Origin of the sequence: Acidiferrobacter thiooxydans, assembly GCF_003333315.1 — a bacterium.
Taxonomy (GTDB): domain Bacteria; phylum Pseudomonadota; class Gammaproteobacteria; order Acidiferrobacterales; family Acidiferrobacteraceae; genus Acidiferrobacter; species Acidiferrobacter thiooxydans.
This window is the reverse complement of record NZ_PSYR01000001.1, coordinates 714,275-732,574: the sequence shown is the minus strand read 5'-3', so window position 1 is coordinate 732,574 and position 18,300 is coordinate 714,275. Positions and strand designations below refer to the sequence as shown.

The window sequence follows — 18,300 nt, the reverse complement described above, 5'->3', positions numbered from 1 at the left end:
AAGGCCCCTTTGAAAACGCGAAAGGCGCGATCATCTCGCGCCTTCGGCCTTAACAGCCCTTGAAGCCTTCGCTGTCCATCTTTGCTTCGAACGCCGACACCGCATCACCGCCGGTCTTCAGCGACTTCGACTCTCCGTCCCAATCGCTGGGTTTCATCTTCACCACCCAGCCCTCGCCGTAGGGGTCCTTGTTGATCAGGCCCGGCTTGCTCGCGACCGCATCATTGACCGCTATCACCGATCCCGTGACCGGGGTCTTCACCGGCCCCACCCACTTGCCCGACTCGACGGTCGCGCAAGACTTATCCTTGGCGATGTCCTTGCCGGCCTTCTTCGGCGTGTAGGCCACGATCTCGCCTGCAAGCGAGCATGCATATGCCGTCAAGCCAACGGTCACGGTGCCATCGGCTTCGCGTCGGGCCCATACGTTGTTATCGACGTTGTAGCTCAAGTCTTCCGGAATATTACAGCCGCGCACTGAAGCCATTCAGAAAAACCTCCCGTTTCGTCAGAAATAACCCCGCCATACATAATGCCGATGCGGAGCAGGTTTCAATCCCTAGTATGTCCGATCCCGGAAAACGCTAAAAAAACAGGACCTTGTCGCAGGACAATATCAAGTCAGCCAGCGTTCCGCCGCCGGAACACTCGTCGACCTCAGCGATAATATCCGCTTTCTCGTCGATTTTATAGCCCGGCAGGGCCGGCAGACACAGATGCAGCTTCACACCTGCCGCCTTGGCGTCACGTATGAAATCGATGACGCGCTTACCGCCTTCCATGGCCGTCAAATTCTCGGCCACGCCCTTCTTTAGGAGGTTTACACCCTCCATGGTAAAGAATATCCGTACATCAGCGTCCATCGACGCCAGGATCGCGCCCAAGTAAAACGGCGTGGCGCAGCGGTGTGGTGTCGACGGACCGCTCGTCATGACGATAAGCACGGACTTTTCGTCGTTGTCGAGAAAATGGTCGTCAGCCATTACCGTACACCCCGGGTGCATTTGATGTCCTCGCGAACGCAGCGCTCGCCGTAACCGCGCGCCGCCTCCTCGCCGGTGACGAGCGCCGTCAAGACCTCATCCACGGGCGCCACCGGCCGTACGCGCGCGACCCACGCCTCGTAGGGCTCGACGTTCAAAAGGTTCGGGTCATCGAGCACCTCGCGGTTCCCCTCTTCGATCACGCAATCGAAGACATTGGGAATAGGACCCGCCCACTTGCCGCTCTCGATCGTCGCCACCGGCTTGCCGGCCGGCCGCATGGTCCCCGGCCTGCGCACCCGCGCGTGCAGAATCTTGCCGGCGATCGTCTGCGAGATATCGGTCATGCCGATCGTGATCGCGCCGTTCTCCTCGCGCCTGAGCCAGATCTGGAATTCACGGTCGTAGTACAGCTCAGGACGAAACTCGCAGCCGTTATACTCCACCAGACCCCCGGTCCGTGAATGCTCTATGCCAGTGACGTGAAAGCCGAGCCTTCCTGCGACCTCAGGCTACGCCCTTCTCCTTCAAGAACCCCATAGAGTCACTGATGTTCTCGTGAATCCCCATCTTACGCGGCGACATCCCCATGGCAAGCCCCAGGAGCTGCGTAAAGTAGACGATCTTCACGTTGGTCGTGATCCCAAACTCCTTTTCGGCACGCACCTGATGCATCTCGAGCCCCGAGTGGCAGGTCGGACATTCCGTAGCGATAACCTCGGCGCCCGCCTCCTCGGCAGCCTGCAGAATGTTCAGTACGAGCTGCGTCGAGGTGTCGGAATCCGAAAGAGTATGGGCTCCCCCGCAGCACGCGGTCTTCAAGGGAAAGTCGACGTTCTCGGCGCCCGCCGCCGCCAGCAGGTCGTCCATGAAATGGGGCTTGTAACTCGACTCCGAGCCCGGCCCCTGATCCTTCTCGGGGAAGATCTGGCGCGGGCGGGTATACATGCAGCCGTAGTAGTTGGCGATCTTGAGCCCCTTCAGGCTCTTCGACATCTTGGCCTTGATGCCCTCCGGCCCCAACTCCTCCATCAGCCACTCGAGCAGATGGACAGTGCGCACATCGCCCTTGTACACCGGATCATCGGCCTTCTTGGCGAGATCTTGAACGGTCTTTAGGTGCTCTTCCGAGGTGGCGAGCTCATACTCGGTCTTCTTCAGGTTGTGGTAGCAGCCGTTGCACGGCGCCATGACGGTATCGTACCCCATCTGCTCGCTGGCGATGGCGAGATTACGCGCCGACATATAGGTCTGCAGCATCGGATGAATGTTCTTCACCTCCATCGCGCCGCAGCAGCTGTAATCCTCGAGGTTTTCCATCTTGAGGCCGAGCTTGTCGACCAGCACGCGCGTCGACTTGTCGTAGGGACCACCCGAACCCTCGAGCGCGCAGCCGGGATAATAGGCAACTTTAGACATGGACTGCCTCCTTTGGCATGGCGCGCGCCTTGCGCGCGATCTCTTTCTGTTCGCGGACATACTCGCGCAGGACCTCGCCGGTCCGACCCCACGACTTCGTGCGCGGTTTGAACACAAGGTGCAACCCCATATGGGTCAGAAAGCCAATCGGCAAATACTTGCTCATGCGCTTGCCGATCTCGATCAGCCACGGGGGGGTCAGGGACTGGTTGGTCTTGCGAAGGAAATTGATCAAAACGCGCGTATCCTCGATGCGGCCGGTCTCATACACCTGCCCCAGAAATTCGTTATCGAATATCGAGGACCGGGTCTCGGGCGTATGCCCCTCCTCTTCGAGCCAATGCGCCAGCGCCTTCATTACGCCTTCAGGCTTGACGTCCTTCGGGCATATGTTCGTACACCGGTTACACGACACGCAGGTCCAGATGATGTCCTTGTCCTTCAGGATGTCGTTCTTCAGTCCCAGGTTGGTAAGATAGATCCAGTAGCGGGGATTGAAATCCGTGTTCTGCGCGTACACCGTGCACGAATTTGTGCACGACCCGCACTGCCAGCAGCGATGCACGTTCTCGCCACCTGCGAAGGTGCGGATCTGGCGCGCGAAATCCGTATCATAGTCCGTCAGATACCGCGGCAACACCATCGTGTTCCAGTGCCCGGACACATCGACGCCGTCCAACACCAAGTTGTCGCTCGTCTGGAGCCGGTCCGCGTCGATGAGTGTCTTTTCGTGAATAGCCATGTCAGCCTTCTCTCCTCGTTGCGCTCAATGCAGCACCTTCTTCACGCGCGAGTCCGTGCGCCGCGCCGCGTCTATCCCCAAAAGCTTCTTTACCACCTCGAGCGGATCCCCTTTGCCACCGAAATCCGCGTTCAAGAGCCCCATGCCGCTCGATAGCGCGCGCATATAGTCGGCGTAGGCATGTGCCAAAAATACATCGACGATGAACTCAGGGTTTCGGTACAGGCCATTTTCCGCCATGCGTTCGGCCAACCACCGCCGTCCGGCCTCGTAGATCCCGGGGTCGCTTCCGAGCGGCACCTTCTCCAGGGTATCCCCGCCCTTCACAAACTCCCGCAACGCGCCGGCATGCACCGCTTGATCCCACACCCAGCGGGTCATGAGCGGGTACTGGACGGGTGCCCGGAAATGCAACATCTCCGCCCCAAGATCCGTGAGCGCACGACGCACCTTACGCTCGCCCTTGGGCGTGCCATCACTCACTACCGGCACCCCCTGCGCGAACAAAGCCAGTCGTTCCCCGAGCGGTTGCGCGCCATACAACAGGTTACGCACCGCCTCGCGTACCGGCACGGCCCCATAGGCCTCAAGCGACGGCCACACCCGCTTGCGTGCCGGCATCACCGTCTCGACCAAGGTCTCCAGGGCATCGAGTCCGAAACCGTCCAGGGCCTCGCGCCCGAGCACCGTGGCAAACAACTGGTGCTTGACCTCGAGCGCCGCGATGAATGGATCGATCCCGCCCTCCTCGCCCAGAATCTCCAGAAACCGCGCGAACTTCTGGGCAAACACACGCCCATCGAGCTCCACTGCGAGCGCCGTCGGTTCGACGATCTCGCCGCCGGCCTTGTTGCCGGTGGCCTCAGGCGCTCTTTTGAACCAGAGCATTCATGTCCGCGACGGCGCGCATGGCGGCCGCCGTGCCTTGTGAGATCGAGTCATCGATCGTCTCCGGGGCCAATGCCGCACCCACCGCATAAATGCCTCGGCGGGTGGTCCCGCAGGTATTCGTGTAATGCTCGGCGCGGTCGATAAACCCGTGCTTCTCGAGCCCGACACCGAACACCCGCGCGATCTCCGGGTTGTCCTCGTTCGGGTCCATACCCACCGCGTGCACGACCAAATCCATCGGGATCACGATCGGGCGCTTGACCAGCGTATCCTCGCCCTTGACGAGCAGACGGCCATCGGGGGCACGCGTCACCTCGGCGATACGCGCCTTGACGAATTTGGTCTTGAACTCCTCCTGCGACTTCCAGTAGAAGCGGTCCTCGTAAAGACCGAAGGTGCGGATGTCCATGTAATAGATGAATACATCCGTAGTGGGCGAAAGCTCCTTGATCTCCATCGCAAGGTTCGTCGACACCGTGCAGCAGATCTTGGAACACCACTCACGCCCGATCTGCCGATCCCGTGAACCCACACACAGAAGGATCGCGACCCGCTCGGGAACGCGACCATCCGAGGGACACGCGATCTTGCCAGCCGCCACCATCTGCTCGACCTGGGTCGTGGTCACGACGTCCTCGAAGGTTCCAAAGCCCCACTCGGGCTTATTGATCGAGTCAAAGTGAGTGAAGCCCGTGGCCAGAATGACCGACGCGCACTCGACCGTCTTGCCATTCGACAAGGTCGCGGTGAAGTTCCCGGCCTCGCCGGTAAGCTTCGTCACCTTCGTGTCCTTGTGGATCGTGACGTTCTTCGAGTCCTCGACGCGCTTGACCATGCGGCCCATGGCGTCGCGCGCCCATTCGCCAGACGGCACGAGCTTCGCGTAGCCGGACAATATCGGCGTGCCGCCGAGCTTCGCCGCCTTCTCGACCAGCACAACCTGCGCGCCGCTGCCAGCCACCCCTGCCGCCGCCGCCAGCCCCGCGGGCCCGGCCCCAACCACCAGTACGGTTTTCTGCATCACTTACGCCTTGCCCCCCAAAGCCAACTCCGGATTATAGAGATATTCGATGTTGCCCTGCTCGACCTGCTTCAGGTATTTCTCGAAATCACCCTTCGCCTTGTTCCAGTCGATGCCCATCTTTTCGACAAGCTCCTCGCAGGGGCTGGCGTGCCACTGGAGCTGCACGATCTTGAACGGGTCCGCGCCGCAGGCCAGCGCCGCGAGCTGGACATCAGCCATAATCGGCACCTGAAAGTTCTGGCCATGTGCCTTGCCGATCCACTGGTTCTTGTCCATGGTCGTGATGCACCCGGTGTCATTACCGATCATGACGTCGGCATTGGCTTCCTGACGCGCGACCTTGATCTTGCGGTCCATGGTAAACGAGCGCGTGAACTCGCGTTCCGAGATGATGTGGCGGAACCCAAAGCCACAGCAGTCATACCACGTCGAGTAGTCTATGACCTGAGCACCGAGGGCCTCGGCGATCGCGGTCCCTATCGCCGTGCGGTTGCCGTTCAGGGTCTCGGCATCATAAACGGCGTCCTCGTGTACCATCTTGTAGTAATGGCACGCCACATGCATGGTCACGCGGATATTGGACATGTCGATCGTCTGCAGCTCGGAGGCGATACGGTTGCGCATGACATGCACCCACTCGGAGTAGTGCACGATCTCCTCGGGAATCACGAGTTTGCCGTCGACGAGCCGCCCAAGCTTGCCAAGGATCTTTGTGACCTTCTCGCGCAATTCCGACGACTCGATCAGATATTTGCGGATCTCCTTGTAATTCCCAAACGACGTTCCGCAATGCACGAGCGGGAAGAAATGGCCCAGCTCGAACCCGTGCTGTTTACCGGACACATAGGCCTGGTGGAAGTTGCGCAGGAACACGGCGGCCAACGACTCGACGTTGCCGATGCCCGAGCCATGGTAGTTCCATGCGGTGCACGAAGTCTGATCGGTCTCGTCCAGGTAATCTTTGCCGGGGACAAAACCGAACTTGTTCATGAACCACAGGAGGGAGGTGGGATAACCGGGGATATTGCCGCACTGACCGCAGGACTTATGGTGCCAGAGCTGCTTTGTCGGGATCTTCTTGTCCCAACCAAAGAGGGTCTTCACCATCTTTGGTTCGTGCTCGTCTGTGATGCGGTGGACGATGATCTGGCCGTCCTTTTCGAGCTCCCACATATGGTCGCGGATGTCGTCCATACGGTCGGCGAGATCGAGCGTGCGCCGGTCGATCTGTTTTCTCACCCATTCCGTGGCCTTGGCGGCATCAGCCCCCGAGAGATTGGTCTGTTGGAAAAACGACCCGTGACCGGCGATTCCCTGCCCGTCGGTATTATGGAATCCGGGTTTCATGGTGCCGGCGCCAGCGCCGGCAGCCGAGGCGTTATGGTTGCCGGGGCTCTGTTCGGTAGGTTTCATAAGATGTCTCCTCACGGCTCTACAAACGTCACATTCTGGACCGACGCGAAGTCCGACTACTCAGTCGTCCTTCTTCTGGTCCTCCTGGGCTTCCAGCCAGTCGCTGTAGTCCTCGCGCTTCTCGTCGATGAAGTCCTCGATGACATCAAAGAGGTTTTCGTCGACGATCTGCAGGGCGTCCATCACGCCCGTCATCTCCCAGATCGTGTACATCTCCACCGAGGTCTTGAGTGATACCTCCCAAGCAGTCTCGGTGGTCTGGAGCGTGCGCACCGGTATGGCCTTACGCAACACCTTGAGATCGCCTTCAACCTTCTGGATATTTGGACCCCAATCCGGAAAGTGGTCGGGTTGTATCATGTCCGGCGACAACTGGTTCCCGGTCGTGATCAGCTTCAGCATTACCCGACCGAAAGGCCGAAGCACATCCTTGGCTGACTGCATACCATGCTTGATCGAGACTTCGCGCATGATAGCGATGAGCCCGCCAGGCGAGTTCTTGAACGGACAGCGCGCCGCACAGGTCATGCACTGCGCACACGCCCAGATCTTTTCCTGCATGGCATCGTAGATTTGTTCGACGTTTTCGGTCCAGAGGAGCTGGACGATTTCGCGGGGACTAAAATCGTAGAAATGGGCGGCGGGACAGGTCGCGGTGCAGACACCGCAGTTCAGACAACCGTTCAGCTCGTGATCGTAACGAAAATCGTTACGAATATCGTCGTAAATCTCTTGCATCTCCGCGTAAGTCGCCATGATTGCTCCTTCGACGCTTCGGAATATTCGAACTTACTTATAGTTTACCCGACACCACCCCTAGCGTCTATCCCAGGCCGTAGAGTACGGGCAATAGACAAAGCCCTACATAAAGAGACAGATATCCGACTCGCCCGCAAACTCGAAGAAGGTCGCGGCACCGCCCATCTCGATCCCCGAAATAAAATCGCTGGGGCTAAACCCGAAAAGGTCCACGGTCATCTGGCACCCGATCATTTTGACATCAGCCTCGGCGCAAAGATTCCGCAGATCCTCGAGGCTCGCAACCCCCTTCGATTTCATCTTCTGCTTCATCATGGCCGTCATCATGCTCTGCATGCCTGGCAAGGCCTGGAGCATGACTGGCATGGGCATCGGCATGGGCATCCCGGGGTTACCAAGCGAGGTGACCTTCAGGTGATCGAGACTCTTGCGGAGCAGTTGCAGGCCGTAGAAGGTAAAGAAGATCTGGACGTCGTATCCGAGGGCGGCTGCGGTGGAGGCCAGGATGAAGGGCGGGTAGCCCCAGTCCAACGTGCCCTTCGTAGCGATGATGGCAAGCTTTTTGGTGGTCATAGGGGCGTCTCCTGTTGACCGTGGTCAACTATGCCTTTTTCCGGAGCACAAACGTAAATTCTCCGTTTGCCTCTCCCGATTCGACAAGCTCATTGCCGGTCTGTTTGGCAAAGGCCTGAAAATCCTTGATAGCGCCGGGATCGGTGGCCACGACCCTTAGAGTCTGTCCGCCCGTAAGGTCATTCAGCGCCTTCTTGGTGCGCAGAATCGGTAGCGGACAGTTCAATCCGCGGGCATCCAGTTCCTTATCGAAGTTCGCCATATTTCCTCCAGTTGTATAAGCACTTATTAAGACCTCTTATAAGGCTTTGCCCTCACGGCATCCAGCTCACCTGGCCCGTGGCCCAATGGGCGGCCTTGAATATCACTGCGTATCGCAAACCCCGACCCGACGCAAGGGGCCCGCGGTGCCCATCCCGGACCTCATCGGGTCCGCTCATCAATAGGGGCGATCGGTAGGCCGTTTCGCGCCCACGCTATGATGCCGCCGCGTAAATTGTAGAGCTTGTCGTGCCCCTGCTGCCGCAAATATTGGCAGGCCTGCGCGGACCTTGCACCGGATTGGCAATAAAAGACCACCGGTTGGGCTTTGTCAAGCGACGCGGCGTTCAGGGGAAGGAGATGGAGAGGGATGGATTGCGCCCCCGGGATCGCCCCGCGCGCCACCTCCGCCGGGGTGCGTACATCGACGAGGACGAGATTGTCATCGCCCTCCTGTAGGAGCTTCTGAAGGTCCATGGGATCCAGGTCCTGGAATGCGACCATAATCGGGCGAAACCTCTCTATATGTAACTAGGTCGTGAAATACTGATGTAGCTCCCAAGGATGCACCCTTTCCGCATGGGTTGCAAGTGTGGAGGCAAGAGACCTTGCGTCGAAAATTTCGTCCGTCGCGGCACCGAGTCTTCGGGCCACGCGCCGGCCGCGTGGGGCGCGCGGCTTTAGGGGGCAGGCCTTAGGCTCAGGGGCTCGCCCATGATGATATGGGGCCCGCTCGCGGGGCCCGGATCGGGCGACCGGCCCTCGAGGGAAGGGGCATCCTGGTGATCTGGCGGTCCCGGCCCTCGTTGCCCGCGCGCACTGGCATCATGCCCCAGGCGGACGCGTCCTTGCAGCCGGCAGGCAACTGCCGGATACAAAAGAAGTACCGCAAACGCCTGCGCGCGCCGTTCCGGAGAAGGACATCCGTCGCGGCCCACGGCGTGATGGCAGTGCACCACGGAATCGATACTAAAATACTAAGGCATGCCGACCTGCATGATGGTCGGTGAGGTACGAATGGTCCGCGCAGACACCCTCCTCCTCATGGCCGCCACCCCCGTCGGATGCGCCGGCCATGGCCTGACGGATCGAGTCGTTGCCCGGCCTGATTGGTCATGCTAGAGTCCCGCGCACGCCAAACCGGAGACATAAGACCTTGAAAAAAGATGACTTCAAGCCCGATACCCGCTACACCGTGACATGGCGGGACTATGACGGAAAGGTGCGCCCTGCCAACCTCTATGTGTATCGCCTCTACGATAATTTCATGATCGCCCGCAAGACCGACCACAGCGGTTTCCTCTACAAGATCGGATACGATCAGATCCTGAAGATTGTGAAGGAAACCGCGGTCAGCAAGGAGCTCCAATTCCGGATACCGGATGCCGTCCTAAAGGAGTCGTCGTGGACCGATCGCACCGTCATGGAACGGTATTCGAGCTCACCCGCACTGGGGAAGTAACGGACCGGCGTATCGTGGGCAAACGGCTCGGCTTCGCGCTGCTTGCCCTGCTTTCCGCGAATCCCGCGGTAGGCAATTTGGGCGACCTCCCGAATCTCGGACACCCGTCTGCGCTCGTCATGTCGCGCGCCCAACAAACGGCCTTCGGGAAGGCCTTTCTGGTGCACGCCCTAAAGACCTATCGTTTCGTGCACAATCCGGACGCCTTGGCGTTCGTCCGCGCCCTGGGTCGACGACTGGTAGCGGCAAGCTTCGATCCACAGATCGATTTCCACTTTTATATCCTGAAAAACCCGGTGGTAAACGCCTTCTCGGTCCCGGGGGGCTATGTCTTCATCAATACCGGGGCGATCATTGCCGCGCGCAATGAAGACGAACTTGCGGCCGTAATGTCGCACGAGATCTCGCACGACACCCAGCGCCACATTCCGCGTCTCATCGCCCTGTCCCACAAGCTGTCATGGGCCGCGCTTGCCGGAGTACTCGCCGGGGCGCTGCTTATGGGCACATCACAATTCGAGGGCGGCGCCGCGGCCATGTCGTTGAGCTCGGCCGGCCTTGCGAACGAGACACTGAAGCACCGGCGCGGTTATGAATCCGAGGCCGATCATTTCGGACTGCGTACCATGGCACGTGCGGGCTTCAATCCACACGCCATGGCGGCCTTCTTTAGGCGCCTCAAGACCTACGACCGATTCATGAGCGTCAATGTACCGGAGTCGTGGCGCACGCATCCGGCCACCGACATTCGCATCGCCGAGGCCGAGAATCTCGCCGCGCGCTATCCCAACCCCCCGATCCCTGACCGCCCATCCTTCGATCGCTTCCAGGCGGCGCTCATGGCCCGCGAAGGCAGTCCGTACACGGCCGCTGCGCGGATTGCGCATGAACTGAGGGGCCGCCACGACCCTAGCGCCCGGCGCTACGGCGAGGCCCTCGCCGACATGCGACTCGGTCGCTTCACGAAGGCCCGGCACCAGCTCGGGGCCCTCATCGCAGCCTCGCCCCGGGTAGTCGCCTATCGCATGACCCTGGCCGAACTCTGGCGCGATACGGGGCATCTCCGCGCCGCGGTCGCGGTCCTGCGCGAGGCGCGCGCCCTGCGGCCGCATAGTCTCTGGATCGGAGTGCTCACGGCCCGCACACTGCTCGATGCCGGCGATATCGCGGCTGCCCATCGACTCATCAAGCGCCTCATTGAGCGCGCACCCTATCGTCCCGACCTATACCGCACGCTCGCCCACATCTACGGGCGGCGGCACGATTACCTGCACGCCCACGAGGCCTTGGCCGAATCCCTGTTTCTCGAGGGTGACGGTCAGGGGGCGGCCGCGGAACTGCGCTTGGCAGCGCCATTTGCCACGCAACCCGCCGCGCGCGCCCGTCTAAAAACCCTGACGGTGGCCTTCAAGGAGGGCTGGACGGCCCCGCCGACCTTCCCGTGACCTACGCCGCGACGTACGGCCGCGCCCGAATATTCCCTTGACGCCGCCACGGATCGATCGCTATGTTTGAAACGGCGGCCGCGCTCCTGCGCGCTCGCCATGACTATAAAAATACCGCTGACAGTGTGAGCACTAGGAGGAAGCATGGGCACTAAGACCGCGTTGCGCGCGGTACGGGGAGTTGCCGTGGGCGTCGGCCTGCTTCTCGCGCCCCTGGCCATGGCCGCCGGCCGGGCCCCGACACCAAAAGAATGTGCCGCCCACCCCACAAATCCCGCCGTAAAGGGCGGATGCATCGTCATCAACCGCGCATTGGGTAACTGCATGGCCTGCCATGTCATCGCCGGAACGACGATGGACGGCAACCTCGGTCCGGCACTCCGCGACCTGCGCCAGCGCTTCCCGAACAAGCAGGCGTTGTTCGAGCAAATCTACGATCCGACGATCAACGATCGCTACACGGCTATGCCGCCCTTCGGCAAGGACCACATCCTTACCAAGAAGCAGATCCGCGAGGTCGTGGATTTCCTTTGGACTCTTTAAACCCCTTAAATAACAGGATGATGGCATGAACCTTCCACGCAGAACCTTCTTGAAGCAGGCGTTCTCGGGTTCGGCCCTGGCGGTGGCGGCCGGTGCCGGCCTGCTGCGCCCGGTCGAGGCCCTGGCCCGTACCTGGCCGGTCTGGCCGCAGGCGGTCTTTCATGAAAAGAAGATCCCGGTGCTCTTGCATGAGCTTTTTGGCCACCGGCCGATCGTGCAGGGCGGCCTGCACCTGCATGCGCCGCTCGAGGCCGAAAACGGGGCGGTGGTGCCAATGGTCCTCGAAAGCCATGTGCCACACCCCGAAAAGCTCGTCTTGACAGTCGACAAGAACCCCTTCCCGCTGGTCACGATCGTGCACCTGACCCCCGAGGCCCTGGGCTTTTTCAATGTCCGTATCAAGATGGGCAAGACCTCGATGGTCCATGCCTATGTGGCGACCAAAGACAAGGTCCATACCGTGGCCCGCAAGGTCAAGGTCACAATCGGCGGCTGTGGAGGCTAACGGAGGATTTATGCATATCGCCACCAAGATGAAGACGCGCACCATGCATGGCATCACCGAGGTCCTGGTGCTGGTCAACCATCCCATGGATACCGGCCTTGTGCGCAGCAAGGTCACCCACAAGATCATCCCGGCCCATTTCATCAAAACCCTGACTGTCGCTGTCAACCACAAGCCCGCGGTCATCACCGACATGAGCATCGCCATCTCCAAGGACCCGCTCATCGCCGTGAAGCTCACCCATGCGAAGAAGGGCGATCTCGTCACCGTCGACTGGATCGATAACGAGGGCATGACCGGGCACGCGCAGACCCATGTGAGTTAGGGCAAGCCCCGCGAGGAAGAATCCATGAAGACATCCGCCACCCTGGTATTAGCTGCGGCGTTACTTGCGCCCCTCGTGGCCCAAGCCACGCCGCAATCAGACATGCATAAGTTCCAGGCCTACTTCCGCAAGCGTTTCCCGAACGTACCATTCAAGGATTACGCAAACGGCGTGTACGCCATGCCGGCTGCCAAGAATCTGCGCGCGCAATGGAAACAGATCATGGAGTTCCCGTCCTATACCTTCGCCCTAGACCGCGGCAAGCGGCTCTGGAACACGCCCTTCAAGGACGGCAATACCTACGCGAGCTGCTTTAAGAATGGCGGCGTCGGCATCGCTACGCATTACCCCTACTGGGATCCGGCCACCAAGGAGGTGCGTACGCTCGTCATGGATATCAACACCTGTCGGGTACGCAATGGCGCGGCGCCCTATAAAAACGTGACGACCGGTCCCATGGCCGATATCGACGCGTATGTAAAGCACCTGTCCTACGGCAAACCGGTGGAAGTCGAGATCGATTCGCCGGGCGCCGTTAAGGCCTTCTACGCCGGCGAGCATTTCTTCTGGGCGCGCCGCGGTCAGCTTAACTTCTCGTGCGCCACCTGTCATGTGTGGAACGCGGGCAAGCGGCTTCGCGGCAACATAATAGGTGCCGCTTTGGGTCAAGGCGTCGACTTTCCCGCCTACCGATCGGCGTGGGGCACCCTTGGAACACTCGCCAAGCGCTATCAAGGCTGCAACAAGAAGGTCGGTGCCGCCCCCTTCAAGCCGGAGAGCGTCCAGTACCGGGATCTCGAGTTCTACCAGATGTACATGAACACCGGGCTTCCCGAGAGTGCCCCGAGCCAACGCCCCTAGGAGCCAGCGCACCTTACGACAAGGCCGCCCGCGGGCGGCCTTGTCATGCCGGGAATAGAATCCCATTCCGCCGCGTCTCCCAGGAGACCACGTCGCTCCACTCAGACGTAAGGTCCGTTGCGGTAGTCTCCCACAAGGCGCTGCCCACCATCCGACTTTTGAACAAGCGCGAGGAGTAGACGCTTATGAGCTTGTCACGACGAGAATTCTTACAGATGTTAGCGGTCGCCGGGGCGGCCGGTACTGGACTGGCCGGCTGCAGCATGGATCGCATGCACCGCGGCGAGAGCACGACCGCGGCGGCCAACCATCTCTATGACATGCCGGTCTATGGCAATGTGAGCCTTCTGCACATGACCGACTGCCACGCGCAGCTGTTGCCCGTCGATTTCCGTGAACCCAATATCAATATCGGCGTGGGTCACGCCTGGGGACGTCCGCCACACCTCGTAGGCGAGCATTATCTTCGCTATTTCAAAATACCGTTCGGGGGGCGTCGGGCAAATGCCTTCACCTACCTGGATTTCACCGAGGCCTCGCGACGTTTCGGCAAGATCGGGGGCTTTGCCCACCTTGCGACGCTTCTGAAGAAGGTGCGCGGCGAGCGCGCCGGGCGCAACCTGTTCCTGGATGGTGGCGACACCTGGCAAGGATCGGCGACTTCGATGTGGACCGAGGGGCGCGATATGATCGGGGCGCAAAAACTCCTCGGCGTCGATGCCATGACCGCCCACTGGGAGTTCACGTACGGGGCCAAGCGCGTCATGCAGGCCATCAACACCGAACTGAAAGGCCACTTCGAATTCCTTGCCCAGAACGTCAATGATTCCACCTGGGGCACACTGATCTTCCCTCCCTACATGATGCGCGAAGTCAACGGCGTGCCAGTCGCTGTCATCGGCCAGGCCTTCCCGTACACACCGATCGCCAATCCCGCGTACATGGTCCCGGACTGGCAGTTCGGTATCGACCAGTCGCATATGCAAAAGACCGTGGATGAGGTGCGCGCCAAGGGCGCCCATGTCGTTGCCGTCCTTTCGCACAACGGCATGGACGTGGACCTGAAAATGGCGCGCCAGGTCCACGGAATCGACGTCATCCTCGGCGGGCACACCCATGATGCCGAGGCCGAGCCGGTCCCGGTGCGCAATAGCGGCGGGACGACTCTCGTCTTCAACTCTGGCTCCAATACCAAGTTCCTGCTCGTCCTGGACCTCGACGTGCGCGGCGGCCGCGTGAGGGGCTACCGGTCACGTCTCATGCCAATATTTGCGGACCTATTGCCGGCCGACCCCGAAATGGCCGCCTACATCGAGAAGGTGCGCGCACCATACAAAGACAAGTTGGCCGAGAAGCTCGCCGTGACCGAAGGCCTGCTCTTTCGCCGTGGAAACTTCAACGGCACCTTCGATCAGCTGATCGTCGACGCGCAGCTCGCGGTATCGGGCGCGCAGCTCGCATTGTCGCCCGGCTTTCGCTGGGGCACGAGCCTATTGCCGGGCGAACCGATTACGATGGAAGACGTCATGAACCAGACGGCGATCACCTATCCGGCGACCACCCTTGACACCTACACAGGCAAGCAGCTGAAAACCACCCTCGAACAGATCGCCGACAACCTCTTCAACAAAGATCCCTATTATCAGCAGGGCGGCGACATGGTGCGCGTGGGCGGCTTTACCTACACCATGGCCCCGATGCGCAACATCGGGCACAGGATCTCCGATATGCGGCTCCTGAACGGCGAGCCCATACAGGCCAACAAACGCTACACGGTGTCGGGCTGGGCGGATGTCTACCGCCCCAAACATCCGGGCAAAAAGATCTGGGATGTGGTCACCGAATATCTGCGCGACCAGAAGACGGTGCGCATCGACGTTCCCTATACGCCGCGACTCATAGGCATCGCCAACAACCCCGGCTACGCGCCGTGGCCTACCCCCAAGAAGACCCTAACGAGTACCTAAGTGCCCCCCTTGGCCAGGACCGCCCAAGCGCGGTCCTTTTTTTTGGCCGGTCCGTCCCGCCCCGGCGGTGCCTGACCCGTCCGCGAGCCTCTTTGGCCCTACACGACCTCGAGGCAATCCGCTCGCCCCGGGTCCCGGTACACGCCCAGGAGCGCCTCCAGAAACGCCTGATGCGCGGCCTCGACGGCCTGCCAGCGGGCCCCATCAGCCCCCGCATGCCCATTGTCGACAGGACCTTGCGCGATCTGCCCCAGGCGCTCGTGGTAGCGCGCATGCCGAACCCGTAAATCGTGCCGAGGCGCGAGGCCCAGACGCTCCAAATCGCCACTGATAGGACAGATACCGACCTCCAAGACCTCGCGCCGCATGGGCAGCAGCCACCGGCCTCGAATATGCCGGCGAACCCATTGATCATATTCCCTGTGGCGCGCATAGACTCCGAGGAGGCTCGTCGGCCGCCGGATTTCGGGGCAACCGGGCTTGCCGAGAACCATGGCAAGATCCTCCAGTATCATGGGTCTCGCCAAGGCATAACCTTGCAAAAACGGCACCTCCAGCACGGAGACCGCATCCCGGATATCCTCGGTCTCCACGCCCTCGGCCACCATATCGACACCGAGGTTCAGCGCCAGATCGCGCATGGCGGCCGTGAACACGATCCCCTCCGGACGCTCTTCGAGGGTCCGGACGAACGCCTGATCGAGCTTGATCTCGTCGATCGGCAGATCCTTCAGGCACAGCAGGGACGAATAGAGACTACCCACATCGTCGAGGGCGAGCCGCACGCCCAGGGCACGTAAATCGCGCAACAGGCTGTGCGTGTCTTCACGAGCCAGAAAATCGCCGCCGCGGTGGATCTCCAAGGTCAGGCACGTCGCTTCCCGCGACCGGTCGACCCAGACCTCGCGAAGAAATGTCACCAGCCGATCGTCGACGATCGCGGCATCGACATTCGCGGACATGGCCACGGAAAGACCGGAGGCCGCGAGCCGAGCGCTATCGCCCAGGCATCGGCGGAGCACACCCTGTGTCAGCTGGCGCAGGTCATCGTCGTTTAAGTCCTGGAGAAACTGACCGGGCGCGAGTTTGCCCCCGGCCTCATCACGCAGGTACGGGAGGGCCTCCACCCGTACCACCGTACCCAGACGACGATCGAAGATCGGCTGATAGAGTACCGCGAAATCGCCGTCGTGCACGCGCGCCTGCGCCCTATTGAGGCGCCGTGGCAGCGGCTCACCATGGCAGGCCCAGAACCGCAGCCGGTCTCCGCGACGTTCCTTGCTCTCGTAGAGGGCGCGGTCGGCATGACGCACCAGGATATCGGGATTCGTGACTAGACCGGATGTCTCGATACAAACGCCGGCGCTGAGGTCCAGACAGGTCGACGGTATCCCGGCGATCTCCACAGGTTCGCGGACGATAGCGCCAAGCTTCTCCAAAACCGCCGCCACGTCGTCGCCACAGCCGCAATCGTTCAGGAGCACGACGAACTCGTCACCGCCCCAGCGCGCCACGAAATCCGCCTGTCGTAGACCGCTACGCAGCCGCCCGGCGATGATCCTCAGAATGCCGTCGCCGGCCTCGTGCCCATGGACGTCGTTTATGAGTTTGAAGCCGTCCAGATCGATCATAACGACCGCGAGCCTGCGCCCCCCGCTGTCGCTGCCGGCAAAGACCTGCTCCATTCTCTCATTGAAGGCGCGGCGATTGGGGAGGCCCGTCAGGGCGTCAGTGCGCGCCGAGCGCGACTCCTTGATCTGCATATCCTGTATGCGCGTCTTCACGTCGAGTTCGTCCAGACCGTAAGTCAGCAACGAGACGATGCGATGGCAGAGATCCACGGTCTGTTCGTCGAACGTCTGGCGGCGGGGCGAGGCCAGCGCCAGAACCGCCCACTGCTCGCCCGCGCGTACCACCGGAAGGGCGATAAGGCTGCGCCACCCGTTCCTGGCGAAGGTTGCATGCCATGGGGTGAGGGTATTTTCCGCCAGCGTATCGTTGCATACCATGACCATGCCGCTGCGCCACGCCTGGACGACGAGCGATGCGTTTCGTTCCTGGGTCAGGCGCGGCCGCGCCTCCGCGACCTGCCCAGCCCCTGAGCCGGAAATCGCCAGCACGTCGAAGACGCCGTTGACACCGGGGCGCCCGATCCAGGCGGCATGAAATACCGTGCGCGCCAACTGCTCACAAAGATTCTGTAACATCTCGTGCTCGCGATTGCCTTGAATCAGGGCATCTGCGGACACGACCAGCGCCCGATAGAGATTCTGGAGATCGGTAAGCCGCTGACGTTGTCGCGAGAGGTCATAGATCCGCCCGCCGAGCGCGTCCGACAATTGCGTGATCGCCATAATGAGCGCATCACGGACGTCTTGCGCCGGGCCATCGCTTGCCGCCACCTGCCCGGCCTGCGCCGCGCAGATCTGTCGCACCATGTGCCGATCGACCTCGAGGACATGGTGCAAAAGCCATTGCGCCAGAAAAAACAGCGTATCCATGGCGGTCTCCGCGGGCTCGCGCGAAACCAATGCCCGGGCCCGCTCCAGAAAGGCCATAAAACCGCGATGGGCAGCGAGATGGAGCGTTTGGTGGTCGGCATCGACGCGCCAGCGCCGCATGAGCTCCGCCTCTTCAAGAAACGCGCCGCGTGTACAACCTTCGAGCTCGCCTAGGATCCCGCGCAGATCTTTGCCACAAACTCCATGCGCCACGCAGCCCGCCAAGACGCCGAATACGACGAAGAGCCGCTTATGGTGATCATCGACGGTGTCCATTCCCGTGCCGAGGGATGTGGACCACGTGATCGCTGGAACGAATGGGCTAATGTTCACGATCGCCTAGAGGGAGGATGCCCCGATTCTTCTTGTCCGAATTGTTCCGCGAGGCCCCGCATCCGTTGCGGGCACACGGCGTGCGCCCCACAAGGCGATAGGGCCGGGCGCCAAAATACCCACTGAGTGTAAGGATTCCCGCGGAAGCTGGCAAGAAAATCGTCCCGGGTCCGCTCCCTGAAACGGCTAGCCAGCAAGCGACTTGGAGAGATTGCCAGGCAACGCTCCCGTTACCAGAAAGGGTCTCGGCGCTGGAAAAAACTCGGTACAACACGCACCCAATTGACCTTGCG

The 18,300-nt window shown here is 61.0% G+C and carries 20 protein-coding genes; 7 read left to right on the top strand and 13 right to left on the bottom strand.

The window, feature by feature from the left end:
• Positions 1-49 precede the first annotated feature (49 nt).
• The 12 genes from gcvH to C4900_RS03590 all read right to left on the bottom strand — a co-directional run bounded on the left by gcvH (position 50) and on the right by C4900_RS03590 (position 8,542).
• The gene (gene gcvH, locus C4900_RS03645) at positions 50-487 is read right to left on the bottom strand and encodes a glycine cleavage system protein GcvH (protein WP_065970988.1); all 438 of its coding nucleotides are present in this window, start codon (positions 485-487) and stop codon (positions 50-52) included.
• 97 nt (positions 488-584) lie between these two features.
• The gene (locus C4900_RS03640) at positions 585-983 is read right to left on the bottom strand and encodes a DsrE family protein (RefSeq protein ID WP_065970987.1); all 399 of its coding nucleotides are present in this window, start codon (positions 981-983) and stop codon (positions 585-587) included.
• Positions 983-1,429, bottom strand: a complete 447-nt coding sequence (locus tag C4900_RS03635) for a biotin/lipoyl attachment domain-containing protein (RefSeq protein ID WP_065970986.1) — start codon at positions 1,427-1,429, stop codon at positions 983-985. Before C4900_RS03635 ends, C4900_RS03640 begins: the two co-directional genes overlap by 1 nt.
• A 61-nt stretch (positions 1,430-1,490) precedes the next feature.
• Entirely contained in the window at positions 1,491-2,402 is a 912-nt protein-coding gene (locus C4900_RS03630; protein ID WP_065970985.1) for a CoB--CoM heterodisulfide reductase iron-sulfur subunit B family protein, read from the bottom strand.
• Complete coding sequence (locus tag C4900_RS03625; protein ID WP_065970983.1) at positions 2,395-3,144, bottom strand: 4Fe-4S dicluster domain-containing protein; 750 nt, start codon at positions 3,142-3,144, stop codon at positions 2,395-2,397. The genes C4900_RS03630 and C4900_RS03625 overlap by 8 nt, the downstream gene beginning before the upstream one ends.
• Before the next feature lie 24 nt (positions 3,145-3,168).
• Positions 3,169-4,032 (bottom strand): hypothetical protein, encoded by an 864-nt coding sequence (locus C4900_RS03620; RefSeq protein ID WP_065970978.1) that lies wholly within the window; start codon positions 4,030-4,032, stop codon positions 3,169-3,171.
• Positions 4,007-5,056, bottom strand: a complete 1,050-nt coding sequence (locus C4900_RS03615) for an FAD-dependent oxidoreductase (protein ID WP_065970976.1) — start codon at positions 5,054-5,056, stop codon at positions 4,007-4,009. Before C4900_RS03615 ends, C4900_RS03620 begins: the two co-directional genes overlap by 26 nt.
• Positions 5,057-5,059: 3 nt before the next feature.
• The gene (locus C4900_RS03610) at positions 5,060-6,472 is read right to left on the bottom strand and encodes a heterodisulfide reductase-related iron-sulfur binding cluster (protein ID WP_065970971.1); all 1,413 of its coding nucleotides are present in this window, start codon (positions 6,470-6,472) and stop codon (positions 5,060-5,062) included.
• A 60-nt stretch (positions 6,473-6,532) separates the two neighbouring features.
• Positions 6,533-7,210, bottom strand: coding sequence for a 4Fe-4S dicluster domain-containing protein (locus C4900_RS03605; RefSeq protein WP_065971014.1), 678 nt, complete (start codon positions 7,208-7,210; stop codon positions 6,533-6,535).
• 123 nt (positions 7,211-7,333) lie between these two features.
• Positions 7,334-7,804 (bottom strand): sulfur carrier protein DsrE2, encoded by a 471-nt coding sequence (gene dsrE2, locus C4900_RS03600; RefSeq protein ID WP_065970969.1) that lies wholly within the window; start codon positions 7,802-7,804, stop codon positions 7,334-7,336.
• 28 nt (positions 7,805-7,832) lie between these two features.
• Positions 7,833-8,066, bottom strand: a complete 234-nt coding sequence (locus C4900_RS03595; protein WP_065970968.1) for a sulfurtransferase TusA family protein — start codon at positions 8,064-8,066, stop codon at positions 7,833-7,835.
• A gap of 161 nt (positions 8,067-8,227) precedes the next feature.
• On the bottom strand, positions 8,228-8,542 hold the full coding sequence (locus tag C4900_RS03590; RefSeq protein WP_228579846.1) for a rhodanese-like domain-containing protein: 315 nt from the start codon (positions 8,540-8,542) through the stop codon (positions 8,228-8,230).
• A gap of 679 nt (positions 8,543-9,221) precedes the next feature.
• Between C4900_RS03590 and C4900_RS03580 the strand changes: the two genes are divergently transcribed.
• The 7 genes from C4900_RS03580 to soxB all read left to right on the top strand — a co-directional run bounded on the left by C4900_RS03580 (position 9,222) and on the right by soxB (position 15,173).
• Positions 9,222-9,527: a hypothetical protein gene (locus C4900_RS03580; RefSeq protein WP_065971437.1), complete on the top strand. Its 306-nt coding sequence runs from the start codon at positions 9,222-9,224 to the stop codon at positions 9,525-9,527.
• Positions 9,470-10,972: a M48 family metalloprotease gene (locus C4900_RS03575; protein ID WP_141689341.1), complete on the top strand. Its 1,503-nt coding sequence runs from the start codon at positions 9,470-9,472 to the stop codon at positions 10,970-10,972. Before C4900_RS03580 ends, C4900_RS03575 begins: the two co-directional genes overlap by 58 nt.
• A gap of 144 nt (positions 10,973-11,116) precedes the next feature.
• A complete protein-coding gene (gene soxX / locus C4900_RS03570) occupies positions 11,117-11,515 on the top strand; it encodes a sulfur oxidation c-type cytochrome SoxX (protein WP_083996068.1) in 399 nt (132 codons plus the stop codon).
• Positions 11,516-11,540: 25 nt separating this feature from the next.
• The gene (locus C4900_RS03565) at positions 11,541-12,020 is read left to right on the top strand and encodes a thiosulfate oxidation carrier protein SoxY (RefSeq protein ID WP_114282331.1); all 480 of its coding nucleotides are present in this window, start codon (positions 11,541-11,543) and stop codon (positions 12,018-12,020) included.
• Between the two features lie 10 nt (positions 12,021-12,030).
• A complete protein-coding gene (gene soxZ, locus C4900_RS03560) occupies positions 12,031-12,345 on the top strand; it encodes a thiosulfate oxidation carrier complex protein SoxZ (protein ID WP_168185633.1) in 315 nt (104 codons plus the stop codon).
• A 24-nt stretch (positions 12,346-12,369) separates the two neighbouring features.
• Complete coding sequence (soxA, locus tag C4900_RS03555) at positions 12,370-13,206, top strand: sulfur oxidation c-type cytochrome SoxA (RefSeq protein ID WP_065970050.1); 837 nt, start codon at positions 12,370-12,372, stop codon at positions 13,204-13,206.
• Positions 13,207-13,391: 185 nt separating this feature from the next.
• Positions 13,392-15,173 carry a thiosulfohydrolase SoxB gene (gene soxB, locus C4900_RS03550; RefSeq protein ID WP_065971769.1) on the top strand — a complete coding sequence of 594 codons (1,782 nt, stop codon included), beginning with the start codon at positions 13,392-13,394 and terminating at the stop codon, positions 15,171-15,173.
• Between the two features lie 98 nt (positions 15,174-15,271).
• Here the strand turns inward: soxB and C4900_RS03545 are convergent, their stop codons facing one another.
• Entirely contained in the window at positions 15,272-18,007 is a 2,736-nt protein-coding gene (locus C4900_RS03545) for an EAL domain-containing protein (RefSeq protein ID WP_141689373.1), read from the bottom strand.
• Positions 18,008-18,300 lie beyond the last annotated feature (293 nt).